The sequence below is a fragment of the Vulcaniibacterium tengchongense genome (assembly GCF_003814555.1).
GTDB lineage: Bacteria > Pseudomonadota > Gammaproteobacteria > Xanthomonadales > Xanthomonadaceae > Vulcaniibacterium > Vulcaniibacterium tengchongense.
Genome location: NZ_RKQN01000001.1, coordinates 1,277,977 through 1,293,967, shown reverse-complemented (window position 1 = coordinate 1,293,967; position 15,991 = coordinate 1,277,977). Strand labels below are relative to the sequence as shown.

Sequence of the window (15,991 nt, the reverse complement as noted above, 5' to 3'; positions counted from 1 at the left end):
CGGCGAATTGACACGCCCGCGATTGTGGCGCGCGCAGGCTTCGATTAAAAACGTCGCGGAGAGATCGCGTCGCGGGTCCGCTGGGGAGCGGGGCGGCGCCGGAGAGGACGACATGCACAAGAAAGGATGTTCCGCCGCCGCGCGCGGCCCGTTCCCGCGCGGCCCGCACCCGGCCGGCGGCCCGCTTCTCAAGCGCTCGATCCTGGCGGCCGCGCTGGCCGGCCTGACGGCGTGCGGCGGCGGGGGAGGCGGCGACGGCGGCCCCAACCTCCGCCCCGACCCGCCGCCGCAGGCGCCCGCGCCGACCACGCCCTCGCCGGTGGTGAACCCGCCGAATCCGGCCTACAGCAAGCACCTGGCGGTCACCAACACCGCCGCCGCGCACGCCGCCGGGTTCAACGGCGCGGGCGTGCGCATCGGCGTCGTCGACACCGGCGTCAACCGCAAGCATCCGGCGCTGTCGCCGCGGGTGGTGGAGAACCTGGTGTACGTCGGCCGCGGCAACGACCTCAGCGTCGACGACAAGGACGGCCACGGCACCGCGGTGTCGCAGATCATGGCCGGCACCGCGTTCGGCAGCTGGCCCGGCGGCATCGCGCCGGGCGCGCAGATCGTCTCGGCGCGGATCGTCTCGGACAACCCGCCGCCGGACGACGGCTCGGGGCAGGGCAACGAAGTCGACGGCGCGATCGGCCTGAAGCCGGTCCACCAGGACCTGATCGCGCGCGGCGTGAAGGTCATGAACAATTCCTGGGGCGGCCTGTACTGGACCAACCTCAACGCCACCGCGCCGATCGCCGACGAGTACCGGCCCTTCATCATCGGCAACGGCGGCCTGGTGGTGTTCGCCACCGGCAACGAGGGCCGGCCGGATCCGTCGAGCATGGCCGCGCTGCCGAGCCAGCCCGGGCCCAACGGCTCGATGCCGGGGGCGGACCTGGAACGCGGCTGGCTGGCGGTGACGGCGGTCGATCCGGACAACCCGAACCAGCTGGACCGCGGCAGCGACGGCCGCGTCTACGCCAACGCCTGCGGCGTGGCGATGCGCTACTGCCTCGCGGCGCCGGGCACGGTCGTGACCACTGGCACCGACGACGCGCCGACCAGCCCGACCTACTGGAACTGGAAGGGCACCTCGCTGGCCGCGCCGCAGGTGTCCGGCGCGGCGGCGCTGGTGTGGCAGGCGTTTCCGTTCTTCACCAACGACAACGTGCGCCAGACCCTGCTGGGCACGGCCGCCGACCTGGGCGCGGCCGGCATCGACGCGGTCTTCGGCAACGGCCTGCTCGACGTCGGCAAGGCGGTGCGCGGGCCGGGGCGGCTCGACTTCGGCACGTTCGACGTCAGCTTCGACGACGCGACGGTCACCTTCGCCAACGAACTCAGCGGCCCGGGCGGCCTCCGCAAGGGCGGCACCGGCACGCTGGTGCTGGCCAACGCGGCGCTGTACCAAGGGGAAACCGCCGTCGACGGCGGCGTGCTGAAGGTCAACCAGCTCGGCGGCCGCGCCACCATCGCCCCGCAGGGCGAATTGCAGCTGGGCGCGAACGCGTCCGGCGGCATCGACAACGCCGGGCGCCTGATCCTGCAGGGGGCCAATCCGCAGATCCAGGGCGCGTATCGCCAGGCCGGTACCGGCGTACTCGGCTACACGATCGGCAGCCCGCTGACCGTCACGGGCACCGCGCGGCTCGAAGGCGGCGACCTGCTGGTGATGGGGGTGCGCTCGGGCTACACCTGGCAGTCGCGGGAAACCGTGCTGTCCGCCACGGCCGGGCTGACCGGCACCTTCGGCCGGCTGACCACCTCGCCGGGCGTGTTCCTCGACGCCACGCTCGGCTACGACGCGACCGTCGCCTGGCTCGACATCGCCCGCCTGGACGTCGCCGCGACGGCCCGGTCGATGGGCCTGAGCACCGCCTCCGTCTCCGGCGCCGAGCGCGTCGAGGATGCGTTCTCCGCGATCGACCGCAGCCAGCGCGACGGCCAGGCCACCCCGGTAGACGGCGGCTTCCTCGCCGCCGCCGGCGCGATCCAGCGCGCGCCCGACGCGGCCGCGGCCGAGCGCACGCTGGCCAGCCTGTCGGGCGAGCTGCACACGGCGGACGCGGCGATGGCGATGATGGCGATCGAAGGCAACCGCCGCGCGCTCGAGGCGCGGGTCGACGAACTGCAGGCCGCGCCGCGCGCCGGCGGCGCCTGGGCGGACGAGCTGCGCACGCAGCGCGCTTCGTCCGGCTACGACATGGACGCCGACGGCTGGATGCTCGGCCAGGACGTGCGCTACGGCGAGCACCTCACCGTCGGCACCGCGCTCGCGCGCACCGACGCCTACGCCTGGCACGACCTGCGCGGCGACCGCGAGCGCAACCGCCAGGTCGAGGGCCAGCTGTACGCCGCGTGGGACCTCGGCCGCGGCTACCTGCTCGGCAACCTCGCCTTCGGCCGGATGCAGCGCTGGACCCGGCGCGAACTGCTGCTCGGCGACGCCGCGTTCTACGTCGGCAGCGATTACGCCGACGATTACGCGGTCGCCGGCCTGCAGGCCGGCTTGCCGCTGCGCTTCGCCGGCGGGCGGGCGACGCCGTACCTCGGCGTGCAGACGCTGCGCCTGGAACGCGACGGCTTCGACGAGCAGGGCGGCCTCGGCTTCGGCCTGAGCGCGGCCGATTCGCGCCTGCAGGCGAGCCAGGCCCTGCTCGGCGCGCGCGTCGCCTACGACTGGAGCGCGGGCGCGGTGCTGTGGTCGCTGCAAGGCCGCGCCGAATGGCAGCGCCTGCTGGCGCAGTCCGGCACCGATCTCGATGCGCGCTTCACCGCGCTGGAGGTGTGGTCGCCGATCCGCGGCGCCGGCCTGGACGAGAACGTCGGCGTGCTCGGCCTCGGCCTGAACGCCCGCTTCGGCGATCACCAGCTCGGCTTCGATCTCGACGGCCGCCGCGAGTTCGGCCGCAGCTACGGCCGCGCGATGGCGTACTGGTCGCTGGGGTTCTGAGCGTTGCCGGGGGCCGAGGGCGCCGGGGCTCCGAGGAAAGCCCGGACGACCCGTCCGGGCAATCGCCCGTGATCCCGCGATAGCGGGGATCCCTTTTCGACCGGGCAGGCCGCGCGGCGGCCATGGCCCCGCCGAACCGTCATCCAGGAAACAAACCGTCATCCCCGCAAAAGCAGGGATTCGGTTTTTCCGATGGGGCCAAGCCGCGCCGCGGTCACGCCGGACCCCCATTCCCGCGACAGCGGGGATCCCGCGACTTCACGCCGTCGTTGAATGCAGCGCCGGGAGCGGGGGCGCGCGAGGGCGAATGCGGCCAACGCCGGTGGCGGCCTGATCCCCGCAGGCAGCAACGCCGCGGCGGCCTCAGTCGCGCCCTTCGAACAGCTCCCGCCCGATCAGCATCCGCCGGATCTCGTTGGTGCCGGCGCCGATCGCGTAGAGCTTGGCGTCGCGCAGGATGCGCCCGGTCGGGTACTCGTTGATGTAGCCGTTGCCGCCGAGCGCCTGGATCGCCTCCAGCGCCACCTGCACCGCCGCCTCGGACGCATGCAGCAGGCAGGCCGCCGCGTCGATGCGCGAGCGGTGCCCGGCGTCGTAGTCGCGCGCCACCTGGTACGCGAACGCGCGCGAGGACTGCAGCGCCGCGTACATGTCGGCGATCTTGCCCTGCATCAGGCCGAAGGTGCCGATCGGCGCGTCGAACTGGCGGCGCTCGCGCACGTAGGGCAGGGCGACGTCGAACGCCGCCTGCATCAGCCCGATCGGGCCGCCGCTGAGCACCAGGCGCTCGGTGTTCAGCCCGCTCATCAGCACCTTCACGCCCTGGTTGGCTTGGCCGAGCACGTTCTCCCGCGGGATCTCGCAGTTCTCGAACACCAGCTCGCAGGTGTTGCTGCCGCGCATGCCCAGCTTGTCCAGCTTCTGCGCGGTGGAGAAGCCCTTCATCCCGCGCTCGACGATGAAGGCGGTGATGCAGGCGCTGCCTGCGTCCTTGCCGGCCGTGCGCATGTACACGATCAGCACGTCGGCCTCGGGGCCGTTGGTGATCCACATCTTGTTGCCGTTGGCGACCCAGACGTCGCCGCGCAGCTCGGCGCGGCAGCTCATCGAGCCGACCACGTCGCTGCCCGCGCCCGGCTCGCTCATCGCCAGCGCGCCCTTCCATTCGCCGCTGCACAGCTTCGGCAGGTACTTCGCGCGCTGCGCCTGGCTGCCGTTGGCGTAGAGGTTGCTGACGCACAGGTTCGAGTGCGCGCCGTAGCTCAGCCCCACCGAGCCGGACGCGCGCGAGATCTCCTCCATCGCCACCAGGTGCGCCAGATAGCCCATGCCGCTGCCGCCGTATTCGTCCGGCACGGTCAGGCCGAGCAGGCCCATCTCGCCGAGCTTGGGCCACAGGTCCTGCGGGAAGGCGTTGTCGTGGTCGATCTGCGCCGCGCGCGGCGCGATCTCGGCCTCGGCGAAGCGGCGCACCGCGTCGCGCAGCGCGTCGATCTCCTCGTTCAGCGGGAAGGCGCGCATGTCAGCCGCGGTAATGCAGTACGGGACGCCCGTTGAGCGGCTGGACGTTGCGGTTGTTGCGCCGGTAGTGTTGCAGCAACGCGTCCATCTGCGCCTTCGACATCGTCACCGGGTTGGGCAGCACGTACCATTCCACGTTCTCGGTCAGCGGCGGCGTCGTCAACGAACCGAGGTAGTGGTAGTACTCCAGGCGCTCGGGCATCAGGTCGGCGACGTCGACGCTGGGTTGCGGCAGCCGCCCGTCCTTCGCGTCCAGGTCGTCGATCACCGCCTGCACGGCCGGGTTGGCCGCGCCGACCTGGTACATCACGCCGATCACCGCCAGGCGCCCGTCCTGGGCCTTGAACACGAAGTGGCCCTCGAGCGGATAGTGCTTGCCGTCCAGGGTGTGCTCGCTCTCGGCGTGGAAGTGGAACTGGGTGAGGGAGAAATGGCGGCCGCGGATCATCGCCTCGGTGGCGTGGGTGTCGATCTGCACCGCGTGGCCGTTGTCTTCGGCCTTGTCGATCGGCGCCAGCGTGTGCCACAGCTGCAGGCCGAGCGGCTCGTCGGCGCGGGCCTGCTCGGCCTGCGCGGTGACGATGTCGATGGGCGACTGGGCGTGGTCCAGCGCCCCCTGCCAGCGCTCCTGGTGGTCGTAATCGAGCTTGCCTTCGCTGGCGTGGGCGGAGGCGCCGAGCGTCAGTGCCAGGAAGGCGGCGATAGCGGTGGTGCGCATACGGAGCTTTCTCTCGGTGGGGGAGGGCGGCCGTGCGGCCCGCGGGCCGCACGGCTCGGGCGAGGCGGGAACAGGCTCGCGCGCCCCGTCCCGGTTCAATGCCCGCCGCGGATGCGGCCCTGGAAGCGCGGCGCGCTGCGGCCCATCGGCAGCTTGAGCTTGCCGATCGCGGTGATGCGCTCCTCGGCCAGGCGGTCGGCGGCCTTGTAGGTCGGGATGCCGTCGCGCTCGGCGATCTCGAAGATGCGCGCCAGGTTGTGGTAGATCGTGCGCATCATGCGCATCGCGCGCTCGCGGTTGTAGCCGTCCAGCTCCAGCGCCACGTTCATCACGCCGCCGGCGTTCACCGCGTAGTCCGGCGCGTACAGGATGCCGCGCTTGGCGACCTCGTCGCCGATGGCGTTGTTGGCCAGCTGGTTGTTCGCGGCGCCGCAGATCACCTTGGCCTTCAGGCGCGGCAGGGTGTTCTCGTTGACGGTGCCGCCCAGCGCGCACGGCGAGTACACGTCGGCCGGCACGTCGTAGATCTCGTCCAGGCCCACCGCCTCGGCGCCGTACTCGGACACCGCCTTGTCGACCAGCGCCTTGTTGATGTCGGTGACGAAGATCTTCGCGCCGCGCTCCTTGAGCAGCTTCACGAACTCCATGCCGACGTGGCCCAGGCCCTGCACGGCGTAGGAGTACTTGCCCACTTCCTCGTCGCCGAAGCGCTTGTTCAGCGTCGCCATCAGGCCCTGCAGGGTGCCGTAGGCGGTGAACGGCGACGGGTCGCCCGACCCTCCGTGGACCTGGTGCACGCCGGTCACGTACTCGGTCTCGCGGTACACGTATTCCATATCGTTGACGTCGATGCCGACGTCCTCGGCGGTGATGTAGCGGCCGCCCAGCGACTCGACGAACTGGCCGAACGCGCGGAACAGCGCCTCGGACTTGTCCGTGGCCGGGTCGCCGATGATCACCGCCTTGCCGCCGCCGATGTTCAGCCCGGCCACGGCGTTCTTGTAGGTCATGCCGCGCGACAGGCGGAGCACGTCGTTCAGCGCGTCCTGCTCGGTCTTGTACGGCCACATGCGCGTACCGCCCAGGGCCGGGCCGAGCACGGTGTTGTGGATCGCGATGATGGCCTTCAGGCCCGCGTCCTTGTTGTGGCAGAACACGACCTGCTCGTGGCCGTAGGTGTCCAGGGTTTCGAAAATCATCGGGTGCTCCGCGTTGGCGGCGATCGAGTCGCGCGTCGCGCTATGCGCCAACTTTGTTGGATAAGTCGTTGAACCGAAAAAGATTCGCCTCTGCGCGGCACATGGGGGCTGCCGGCGCAGGGGCGACAGTCTAAAGCAATTGCGCGGCAGGCACCGGTACGGCCCCCGGGCCCGGCGCGGGCCGGGAAGCCGCGGCCACGCCCGCTCGCCGGGGCGCATCGCTTCGTGCCCGCGCCAGCTCCGTTCGCCGCCCGGAAACGACGCTCGCGAATGCGGCCTCGCTGCGCGCGCCGCCCTTCCCGCGAAGGCGGCTTGCTCGGCCGTGCCCCCGGAGAGGGCCATCGGCGAGGTGCGCTCTCGAACTTGCCTCTGAACGGGAACGGGCGAGGCGGCGCGCCGCGCGGATTGCCGCGTCGCGTCAAGAGGCCGCCGCGGGGCGCGGGGTACAATGCGGAATCGAACGTTTCCGTATTGAGCGACGCATGAGCACGCCCGCAAGCCGCCTCCCCGAAACCCAGGCCGACGCCACGCCGCTGCGCTTCGTCACCGCCGCCAGCCTGTTCGACGGCCACGACGCCGCGATCAACATCATGCGCCGGCTGATCCAGGCGCAGGGCGCGGAAGTGATCCACCTCGGCCACAACCGCTCGGTCGAGGACGTGGTGCGCGCCGCGCTGCAGGAGGACGCCGACGCCATCGCCCTGTCCAGCTACCAGGGCGGCCACGTCGAGTACTTCAAGTACATGGTCGACATGCTGCGCGAGCGCGGCGCGTCGCACATCCGCGTGTTCGGCGGCGGCGGCGGCACCATCACGCCGGAGGAGATCCGCGAACTGCAGGCCTACGGCGTCGAGCGCATCTACCACCCCAACGACGGCATGCACATGGGCCTGGTGGCGATGATCGAGGACGTGGTGCGCCGCGCCGAGCAGGCCCGCGCCGGGCGCGGCGGCGACGCCGCCCAGCCCCCGGCGCGGCCCGCGCTGGAGGACGAGATCGCCATCGGCCGCACCCTCTCGGCAATCGAGGACGGCGACCTCGACGAGGCCGCGCTCGCCCACCTGCGCAAGCAATGGCAGCTGGCCGCCGGCCGCACCCCGGTCGTCGGCATCACCGGCACCGGCGGCGCCGGCAAGTCCTCGGTGACGGACGAGCTGCTCAACCGCTTCCTCGCGTCGTTCCCGCAGATGCGCATCGCCGTGATCTCGGTGGACCCGACCCGCCGCCGCACCGGCGGCGCGCTGCTGGGCGACCGCATCCGCATGAACTCGCTGCGCTCCAGGCGCGTGTTCATGCGCTCGATGGCCACCCGTCGCCAGCACGCGGCCACCAACGTGGTGCTGAAGGACTGCATCGGCTTCCTCAAGTCGCTGGGCTACGACCTCGTCATCGTCGAGACCGCCGGCATCGGCCAGTCCGACTCGGAGATCGTCGACCTGGTCGACTTCCCGATGTACGTGATGACCAGCGACTTCGGCGCGCCCAGCCAGCTGGAGAAGATCGACATGCTCGACTTCGCCGAACTGGTGGTGCTGAACAAGTTCGACAAGCGCGGCGCCGAGGACGCGCTGCGCGACGTGCGCAAGCAGTGGAAGCGCAACCGCACCGCGTTCGGCGCCAAGGACGAGGACATCCCGGTCTACCCGACCATCGCCAGCCAGTTCAACGACCCCGGCATCAGCTGGATGTTCGTCAACCTGTGCCGCCTGCTGCGCGAGAAGCTGCCGCTGGACGCGCAGGGCGAGGGCGCGCCGCGCTGCGACTTCAAGCCGCAGATCGACACCACGCTGAAGGAGCCGCGCGCCACCGTCCTCATCCCCGGCAACCGCGCCCGCTACCTGGCCGAAATCGCCGAGCAGGGCCGCGCGATCAACAAGCGCATCGAGACCGAGGCCGAGATCGCCGACCGCGCGCAGAGCTACTGGCAGTCGCTGCGCGACCTGGGCGACCCGGCGCTGCCGCAGGCCTTGGATCTTTACTCCAACGAATCCCTCCTCCCTCGCCCCGAACCTCTCGCGCAGGCGGGAGAGGGGGCAAGCGCCTCTCCCGCGAACGGGAGCGGTCGCGCCGAAGGCGCGGGCGAGGGCGTTTTTGCGGCCGACCGCAGCCTGCTGACCCTGCGCCAGCGCTACAACGACGCCGTCCAGTCGCTCAGCGCCGAGGCGCTGAAGCTGCTGCGCGACTGGCCCGCGCGCCTGAAGTCGGTCACCGACGAGGTCAACGAGTACCAGGTCCGCGACAAGACCATCCGCGTCGAGAACTACCGCGAATCGCTCAGCCACCAGAAGATCCCGAAGATCGCCCCGCCGCCGTACAAGAGCTGGGGCGAGTTGCTGACCTTCCTGCAGAAGGAGAACCTGCCGGGCTACTACCCGTACACCGGCGGCGTCTACCCGTACCGCCGCACCGGCGAAGACCCGATCCGCATGTTCGCCGGCGAGGGCACGCCCGAGCGCACCAACCGCCGCTTCCACTACCTGTCGATGGGCCAGCCGGCCGCGCGCCTGTCCACCGCCTTCGACAGCGTCACCCTGTACGGCGAGGACCCGGCCGAGCGCCCGGACATCTACGGCAAGATCGGCAACTCCGGGGTCAACATCGCCACCCTGGACGACATGAAGAAGCTGTACTCCGGCTTCGACCTGTGCGCGCCCACCACCAGCGTGTCGATGACCATCAATGGCCCGGCGCCGATCATCCTGGCGATGTTCATGAACACCGCCATCGACCAGCAGGTGGAGAAGTACCTGCGCGCCGAGCAGTCGCGCTGGGACGCGGCGCACGCGAAGATCGAGGCGATGTTCGAGGGCAGGAAGCGCCCCGAGTACAGCGGCATGCTGCCCGACGGCAACGATGGCCTGGGCCTCGGCCTGCTCGGCGTCACCGGCGACCAGGTGGTCGAGCCGGAGGTGTACGAGAAGATCAAGGCCGAGACCCTGAAGGTGGTGCGCGGCACCGTGCAGGCCGACATCCTCAAGGAGGACCAGGCGCAGAACACCTGCATCTTCAGCACCGAGTTCGCCCTGCGCATGATGGGCGACATCCAGCAGTACTTCGTCGAGCGCAACGTCCGCAACTTCTACTCGGTGTCGATCTCCGGCTACCACATCGCCGAGGCCGGCGCGAACCCGATCAGCCAGCTCGCCTTCACCCTGAGCAACGGCTTCACCATCGTCGAGTACTACCTGGCGCGCGGGATGAAGATCGACGACTTCGCGCCCAACCTGTCGTTCTTCTTCTCAAACGGCATGGACCCGGAGTACACCGTCATCGGCCGCGTCGCCCGCCGCATCTGGGCCCGCGCCATGCGCGAGCGCTACGGCGCGAGCCCGCGCAGCCAGATGATGAAGTACCACATCCAGACCAGCGGCCGCTCCCTGCACGCGCAGGAGATCCAGTTCAACGACATCCGCACCACGCTGCAGGCCCTGTACGCGCTGTTCGACAATTGCAACAGCCTGCATACCAACGCCTACGACGAGGCCATCACCACGCCGACCGAGGAAAGCGTGCGCCGCGCCGTGGCCATCCAGATGATCATCAACAAGGAGCTGGGGCTGAACTTCAACGAGAACCCCTGGCAGGGCAGCTTCATCGTCGACAAGCTCACCGACATCGTCGAGGAAGCCGTCTACAAGGAGTTCGAGGCCATCAGCGAGCGCGGCGGCGTGCTCGGCGCCATGGACACCATGTACCAGCGCGGCAAGATCCAGGAAGAGAGCCTGTACTACGAGCACAAGAAGCACGACGGCAGCCTGCCGCTGATCGGCGTCAACACCTTCCTGCCGAAGGAGCACGCCGGCGACATCGTCACCGAGATCGAGCTGATCCGCTCCACGGAAGAGGAGAAGGGCCAGCAGATCGAGAACGTGCAGGCGTATCAGCGCAACCGCAATGGCTATGCGGCCGAGGGGCTGAAGCCGCTACAGGCTACGGCGCGGGAGCGGCGGAATGTGTTTGCGAGTTTGATGGAGGCGGTGAAGACGCATTCGTTGGGGCAGATTAGTCATGCCCTATACGATGTAGGCGGGGAATACCGACGCAACATGTGATTGGCTAAGGCAAGCCTAGCCAAGGGGGGGGCATGGAGAATCTTGAGGGACTGCTTCGGGTCGTGCCTACTGGTACGTCCGAAGGTGAGCGAACACTGCTGGAGCACGTCTTTATTAGCTTTGATTTGTTTGAAACTATTGCTGTTCCAGTTTCTGGCAGTCCTTGCCTGGTCGTAGGAAAGAAAGGTGCAGGCAAGTCCGCCGTGCTTGACTTTATTACCTTTACGGCGCTTCAGGCCGGAATTCGAGTGGTCAGGCTTTCCCCGCAAGACGTTAAGCTGTCTTCAGATCTTGCGGATGCTGCGGTCGGTGATCATGCGCGCGCTGCCTACGAGGCACTGATGATTGCCGTGGCGGGCGAGCTGGGGAGTGAGCTGAAAGGGTTTCTTAGCGATGAAGAAGCAATCCTTTTAGAAAAAGCCGTTGAATCAGGTCGGGCGAAGAGGGACTTCATTTCTAGGTTGGCCAAAGTCCTTCCTCGTTTGGCCTCGGCTGTGGCGCCGACAGCAAGTATGGAGCTTTCTTCATCGGCAAAAACTGCCACTGATAAGCTGGCCGTCGGGGTTCTGGAGCGTTTAGAAAGGGAAGGCAAGGTCCTGTACGTCCTTGTGGATGATACTGACCAAGTAGCTGACCCTATGAAGCCAGGTCACCTCAACAGGATCTGGGGATTAATTCTCGCGCTTAGAAAGCTGGCGCAAAGCTCGCCATCTTTTCGTGTTGTGGTGACGCTGCGCGACGAGGTGTGGAGAGAGATGCGGCGAGATGGGGCTGGTCAGCGAGACCAAGCTGATCATTTTGATGCACTAATCTGCCGTCTGGCTCCAGATGACGCGCAGATGAAGCGGATTGTTGCCAGGCGGCTGGAATACGCGCGGGAGTATTTGGGGTTTAGTGAGAATATTGATGGGTTATCGCTATTCTTCGATGGAATCGGCGCAAACATGCCTGGATCAAAGTCCTTTAGTTCATGGTTCGACTTAATTGTTAGCAGAAGTCGCGGGCGGCCACGCGACTCGGTTCAATTGATAAATGGCCTTGCGAGGACGGCTTTAGAGCGGATTTCGAAGAGCGAAACGACTCTTCGAGTCATCACCCAGGATGATCTAAACTCTGAAATTTCACGCTTTTCGTCAAAACGAGTGGAGTACCTGCGGTCCGAAGCCGAGCGAGAGTGCCCGGGAATCGACAAGCTCATAGATGATTTTTCTTTGATTCGCTTCGATGAAGCGTTGGGGTCATTTGCCATAAGTCACGACGGCATCATTTCGTTTCTAAAGGCGCAGCTTGGTGCCGGTTACACCATTCGTGGCCGTCGATATGGGGCCGCTTCGAACGAAGGGGCTCTGGCCCTCTTGGAGGTTCTATTCGATTTTGATGTGCTGAATGCCCGCGTTTCAGACAGCCGTATGCCAGCGGGGTACCGCTTCCTCAAGCCGCATGAGAACGCGACACTAGCTTCAGGTGAGCGCTGGGGCGAAATGCAGGGAATTGTTTGGGAGCTGAATCCTGCATTCCGTGATCACGTTATCCGCAAGCAGAACGAGCGAAACGCCTCTTTTGGTTTGGCTGTAAAACCTCGTGCTAAGAAGCGTTCAAAGGTGCGAAGATTTCGCTAGCCCGTAGGGCGCAGTGAAATGGCGCCGCACGACCTTCCGGGACGGATACATCCGGCGCATTACGCCTTCGGCTAATGCGCCCTACTGCTCTACGGAACTGTACGACGTTTGCGGTGAGCGCCGGCGCAATACGTGATATCGAGCCCCGCATGCGCGGGGCTCTTTCCTGCGGCATCGGAAAAAAAGGGTCAGGTTCATTTACCCCGTTCTGACCTCGGCCGTCCGTGCGGCCTGACGTCCATGGAACGATTGGCCAGCGCTTCGATCTGCTGACGAAACTTCTCGCTGCCCCATGGCTTCTGCTGGCGGGTGTGCAGGCGCAGGCTTTCCGCGTCCGCGGATGGCGGCGCGCAGTCGAACAGGCTCCGGTAGATGGCCTGCCGCGTGGCGGGATCGCGGGCGAGGGCCAGGTAGGCGGGATGCGGCGTGATGCGCGGGTCGTTGTGGCCATGCGCATTGTGGCCGTGGCTCGACCATCGGTAATCGGCCGGTGTCGCGACCATCGCTGCGCGCACGGGATTGAGTTCGATGTAGCGATAGCAGGCGAGCGCGTACTGTTCGCTGTCCACCAGCGCCGACTTGAAGCGGCCTTCCCATAACGTCCCGGTCCGGCGATAGCGGGCATTGAAGCTGGCGACATACCTGCGCCCGATGGCCTGCATCATCCGCGACACCGCGCCGGGTTCGGCCGGTGTCACCAGCAGGTGGACGTGGTTGGTCATCAGCACGTAGGCATGCAACGCGCAGCCGTGCTTGAACGCGGCTTCGCCCAGCTCCTGGCGATAGCGGAGGAAGTCGGCGTTGTCGGCGAAGCACGGCTGGCGGTCGTTGCCGCGCTGGACGATGTGCTGGGGGATGCCGGGCAGGTCGAGACGGGGCAGGCGGGCCATGACGCTTCCATGCTGCAGGGACACGCCAGCGTCGACTGTCGTTGCGGCTCCGTCGATAGGGATCGATCCCGTGTCGGGGTCGGAAAATCAACCTGTGCCCATTTCGGGCCACTTCGCAGGTAGTCGGCGCGGCCCCAGGCAGGACTTGTAGCGGCCTTGTTAATCTCATGACACCGGCGGATATCTGATGGCCAGCGTTTCTGCGATCAGCTTGCGCTTGCTGGATGGTATAAGTTCATCGCCATAGGTGAACCACTCGCACCCGCGGCCCATAGGTGTGAACACGAACACATCTGAACTCTTGCCAGCCTCGGTCTTGTCGACCCACCAGCCGGGTAAGGCGAGGGCAGGAGTGACGCGGATGGCCTCGCCTAAGCTCTCGCGCAAGAGGCTTGACAGAGATTTCGCCTGACGCCGGGACTGTTCGATAGGCTTGGTGGTGGAGAAGTCGCTGAACTTCAGCGTTTCTCCATCGAACAGGACTTTGGCGGCCGTGCCTGCGGGCAGGTTCTTCGGCTTCCTATAGGACTTAGTCTCAATGGCGAATACGCCACGCGGCGCGACGACAACGTGGTCGATGTTGTAGTCGCCACAGGGTAGGTCATGCATCACGATACAGCCCCGAGCAACGAGCCGGTTGAGTTGCATCCCGGTGACACGCTCAGCTAGCAGCCCATCGAGCGCTTGTTCTTTGCGCTTGGAGTGACGCTGGTATTGCAAGAAGCCGTAGCCGAAGAGTAGCGCCCACCCACTTAGGAAGAGCGCTTCATTGATGCCGAACCGAACTTCAGCCCAATTGATCTGCAGGGTGGACCAGATCAGGAACATCATCGGCAGCGAGATGACCATGACGTCATAGCCGAAGCTGGCCTCCTCGCTGGCTTTGTCTATGCGGCGCAGCAATTGCTGGCCCGGCAAATGTCCAATCTGCTTGCCATGCAGTGGCGACCGCCGCTTTCGCAGCTCGCGCATGACTTTGGACACGAGCATCGCGACGACGGTGATGAGAATCGAGCCGATGAATACCGCATGGCCAATGAACATTTGCCACTTCATGCCAATCCCTTTGCATGTCCCATCTGCTTGCGAAGAATAACCTCTTGAATGCGACTTGTGTGATGTCTCCGACGGCCGCTGGCTCGGATTCTTTCCAGGCGCGAACGGGTCAGAGGAGAACGGGGTCAGGTTCACCGGTTCCCGCGCGAGTCGGCCGGAGGCGCCGATCTCGGGCGGCGTAATTCGCAGATGGACGTGGTTGTCCATCTGCATGTACGCGTGGAACCGGCATTCCGTGACGAGCCGCGCTTCCCGTAGCAGCATGCGAGGCAGCCTCCTACGGGCGCCGCTCATGGAAACGGCCTTCGCCCGAAGCGCGCGTCGGAGGAGCCTTGGAGGGGCGCTGGAAGCGAGTTGACTCCGTCAGCCGCGCTTGTGCCTCGTGCGGGGATTTGAGAGCCTGTGCTGCTGGCTTGGAGAAACGATGATGTCCAGCACACTACCTGCGTTACATCTGGAGTTCGTAGAACGGGTTCGCAACGAGGTGGAGAAGGACGCGCGGCTGACCGCGCTGTTGGCCGGCGGCTCCTACATCCACGGCGGATTCGACGAGCACTCGGACCTCGATTTCACCGTCGTCGTCCACGACGAGAGCTACGGCGAGGTCATGGCTTCGCGGGACGAGTTCGCGAGAAGGGCGGGCGAACTGTTGGCGGCGTTCACCGGCGAGCACGTCGGGGAACCCAGGCTGCTCATCTGCCTTTACGGGCCGCCCCTGATCCACGTCGACCTGAAGTTCGTGAGAGGGTCGGACCTGGGGCGGCTGGTCGAGCGGCCCGCGGTCTTGTTTGCGCGCGATCCGCAGCAGCTCGAAGCGCGCCTCGACTCGGCCGCCATCGCGTGGCCGAACGCATCGCCGGACTGGTTCGAGCAGCGGGCGTGGATCTGGCTGCACTACGGGGCGACGAAGCTGGCGCGCGGCGAGCTGTTCGAAGCCATCGGCATGCTGGCCTTCTTCCGCGAGCAGGTGCTGGGGCCGATGCTCCACCGCCGCGCCGGGCGCCCGCAACGGGGCGTCCGCAGGATCGAGGCGCTTGGCGGGCCGGGCGTCGAGCAACTGGCAAGCACGCTCCCTGCGTTCGATGCCGTCTCGGTACGCGCCGCATTCCTGGCCGCCGTCGACATGTACCTCGACCTCCGCGCCGACGAGCCGCCGCGCCAGGCGACTAGGTTCATGCCGGACGCCGTCCGCAGCTACCTCAACGCGAGCATGTAGGTCCGGGTCGGCAGGACGAAGGCCGCGCAAGCGGCTTCTCTTTTCGGAGCGTTGAAGTGGGTGGGGTATACCGACAGAAGACGAGCCCCGCATGAGACGGGGCTCTCGCTTCTGAGTTCTCAGAAATTATTGCTTGGTTAGATGCCCATCCTCTTCCAAGCCCTCGATAACCCCACGGACCGAGGCTTTTGCGTCCTCTTTCTCGCCTGCGAACAGAGTGCCTCCTGCTTTGGTAATAATGTCGCCAACCCAAACGGTTTTTCCCGTACTCATCTCCATCAGGATGGCGCTGAATTCTGCAGAAGATTTGGCAACCACTAGGTTATAGCTGGTTGACTGGGATTGTCCCTGTGCATTGAATGTGCCATTAGAAGTGGCGTTGCCGGAGATGTTCGTTGTGCCAAATGTCTGCTGAGCGAAGGGCGTGATCTCGGAGCTCCGAGCGCCAACTGCAATCAGCAGGGTGCTATCCACGCCTAGCCGAGAAAGGACTTCAACTCGAGCCTGTGGTGTCCACTCCCTTGTTGGCGGTAGGGCGGTGCGCTCGGTGATAGTCTCCACTCCATATTCCTTCAACGCCTTGGCAGCGCGCTCTTCAATTTGCGTGCGCAGGTCCATGGTTGCTCCTACAACGCGGCCGGGCGCGGGCTTCGGATGGGCGCGGGCTGCAGCAGGGCGGGGCGCCGCGGCGGCCCGGCGGCCGGGGCGCCCGCCCGCGCCGCCGC

General features: G+C 66.7%; 10 protein-coding genes. 4 read left to right on the top strand and 6 right to left on the bottom strand.

The genetic code is table 11. The annotated features are described in order from the left end of the window. The first annotated feature begins 112 nt into the window (after window positions 1-112). Window positions 113-2,995, top strand: coding sequence for an autotransporter serine protease (locus EDC50_RS05840; RefSeq protein WP_123769480.1), 2,883 nt, complete (start codon window positions 113-115; stop codon window positions 2,993-2,995). A 363-nt stretch (window positions 2,996-3,358) separates the two neighbouring features. On the opposite strand, the gene EDC50_RS05835 is transcribed toward EDC50_RS05840, so the two are convergent. The 3 genes from EDC50_RS05835 to EDC50_RS05825 form a co-directional block, all read right to left on the bottom strand. Continuing rightward, complete coding sequence (locus tag EDC50_RS05835; RefSeq protein ID WP_123769479.1) at window positions 3,359-4,516, bottom strand: isovaleryl-CoA dehydrogenase; 1,158 nt, start codon at window positions 4,514-4,516, stop codon at window positions 3,359-3,361. 1 nt (window position 4,517) lies between these two features. After that, window positions 4,518-5,234 (bottom strand): carbonic anhydrase, encoded by a 717-nt coding sequence (locus EDC50_RS05830; protein ID WP_123769478.1) that lies wholly within the window; start codon window positions 5,232-5,234, stop codon window positions 4,518-4,520. 95 nt (window positions 5,235-5,329) lie between these two features. Further along, window positions 5,330-6,433, bottom strand: a complete 1,104-nt coding sequence (locus EDC50_RS05825) for a Glu/Leu/Phe/Val dehydrogenase dimerization domain-containing protein (RefSeq protein ID WP_123769477.1) — start codon at window positions 6,431-6,433, stop codon at window positions 5,330-5,332. A 482-nt stretch (window positions 6,434-6,915) separates the two neighbouring features. On the opposite strand from EDC50_RS05825, the gene EDC50_RS05820 reads away from it, so the two are divergent. After that, window positions 6,916-10,485, top strand: a complete 3,570-nt coding sequence (locus tag EDC50_RS05820) for a methylmalonyl-CoA mutase family protein (protein WP_123769476.1) — start codon at window positions 6,916-6,918, stop codon at window positions 10,483-10,485. A gap of 32 nt (window positions 10,486-10,517) precedes the next feature. Continuing rightward, window positions 10,518-12,104, top strand: a complete 1,587-nt coding sequence (locus EDC50_RS05815; RefSeq protein WP_123769475.1) for a P-loop ATPase, Sll1717 family — start codon at window positions 10,518-10,520, stop codon at window positions 12,102-12,104. A gap of 194 nt (window positions 12,105-12,298) precedes the next feature. On the opposite strand, the gene EDC50_RS05810 is transcribed toward EDC50_RS05815, so the two are convergent. Both EDC50_RS05810 and EDC50_RS05805 read right to left on the bottom strand, forming a co-directional pair. Continuing rightward, the gene (locus EDC50_RS05810) at window positions 12,299-12,994 is read right to left on the bottom strand and encodes a transposase (protein ID WP_123769474.1); all 696 of its coding nucleotides are present in this window, start codon (window positions 12,992-12,994) and stop codon (window positions 12,299-12,301) included. A 165-nt stretch (window positions 12,995-13,159) separates the two neighbouring features. After that, window positions 13,160-14,314 (bottom strand): nuclease-related domain-containing protein, encoded by a 1,155-nt coding sequence (locus EDC50_RS05805; protein WP_158635714.1) that lies wholly within the window; start codon window positions 14,312-14,314, stop codon window positions 13,160-13,162. A gap of 163 nt (window positions 14,315-14,477) precedes the next feature. Between EDC50_RS05805 and EDC50_RS05800 the strand changes: the two genes are divergently transcribed. Continuing rightward, window positions 14,478-15,266: a nucleotidyltransferase domain-containing protein gene (locus EDC50_RS05800; RefSeq protein WP_123769472.1), complete on the top strand. Its 789-nt coding sequence runs from the start codon at window positions 14,478-14,480 to the stop codon at window positions 15,264-15,266. Between the two features lie 126 nt (window positions 15,267-15,392). On the opposite strand, the gene EDC50_RS05795 is transcribed toward EDC50_RS05800, so the two are convergent. Beyond that, entirely contained in the window at window positions 15,393-15,884 is a 492-nt protein-coding gene (locus EDC50_RS05795) for a hypothetical protein (protein WP_123769471.1), read from the bottom strand. Window positions 15,885-15,991 lie beyond the last annotated feature (107 nt).

Bases quoted from the DNA above. Each gene is read 5' to 3' on its own strand.
- EDC50_RS05840 (WP_123769480.1), top strand. From the start codon at position 113: ATGCACAAGAAAGGATGTTCCGCCGCCGCGCGCGGCCCGTTCCCGCGC.
- EDC50_RS05835 (WP_123769479.1), bottom strand. From the start codon at position 4,516: ATGCGCGCCTTCCCGCTGAACGAGGAGATCGACGCGCTGCGCGACGCG.
- EDC50_RS05830 (WP_123769478.1), bottom strand. From the start codon at position 5,234: ATGCGCACCACCGCTATCGCCGCCTTCCTGGCACTGACGCTCGGCGCC.
- EDC50_RS05825 (WP_123769477.1), bottom strand. From the start codon at position 6,433: ATGATTTTCGAAACCCTGGACACCTACGGCCACGAGCAGGTCGTGTTC.
- EDC50_RS05820 (WP_123769476.1), top strand. From the start codon at position 6,916: ATGAGCACGCCCGCAAGCCGCCTCCCCGAAACCCAGGCCGACGCCACG.
- EDC50_RS05815 (WP_123769475.1), top strand. From the start codon at position 10,518: ATGGAGAATCTTGAGGGACTGCTTCGGGTCGTGCCTACTGGTACGTCC.
- EDC50_RS05810 (WP_123769474.1), bottom strand. From the start codon at position 12,994: ATGGCCCGCCTGCCCCGTCTCGACCTGCCCGGCATCCCCCAGCACATC.
- EDC50_RS05805 (WP_158635714.1), bottom strand. From the start codon at position 14,314: ATGCTGCTACGGGAAGCGCGGCTCGTCACGGAATGCCGGTTCCACGCG.
- EDC50_RS05800 (WP_123769472.1), top strand. From the start codon at position 14,478: ATGTCCAGCACACTACCTGCGTTACATCTGGAGTTCGTAGAACGGGTT.
- EDC50_RS05795 (WP_123769471.1), bottom strand. From the start codon at position 15,884: ATGGACCTGCGCACGCAAATTGAAGAGCGCGCTGCCAAGGCGTTGAAG.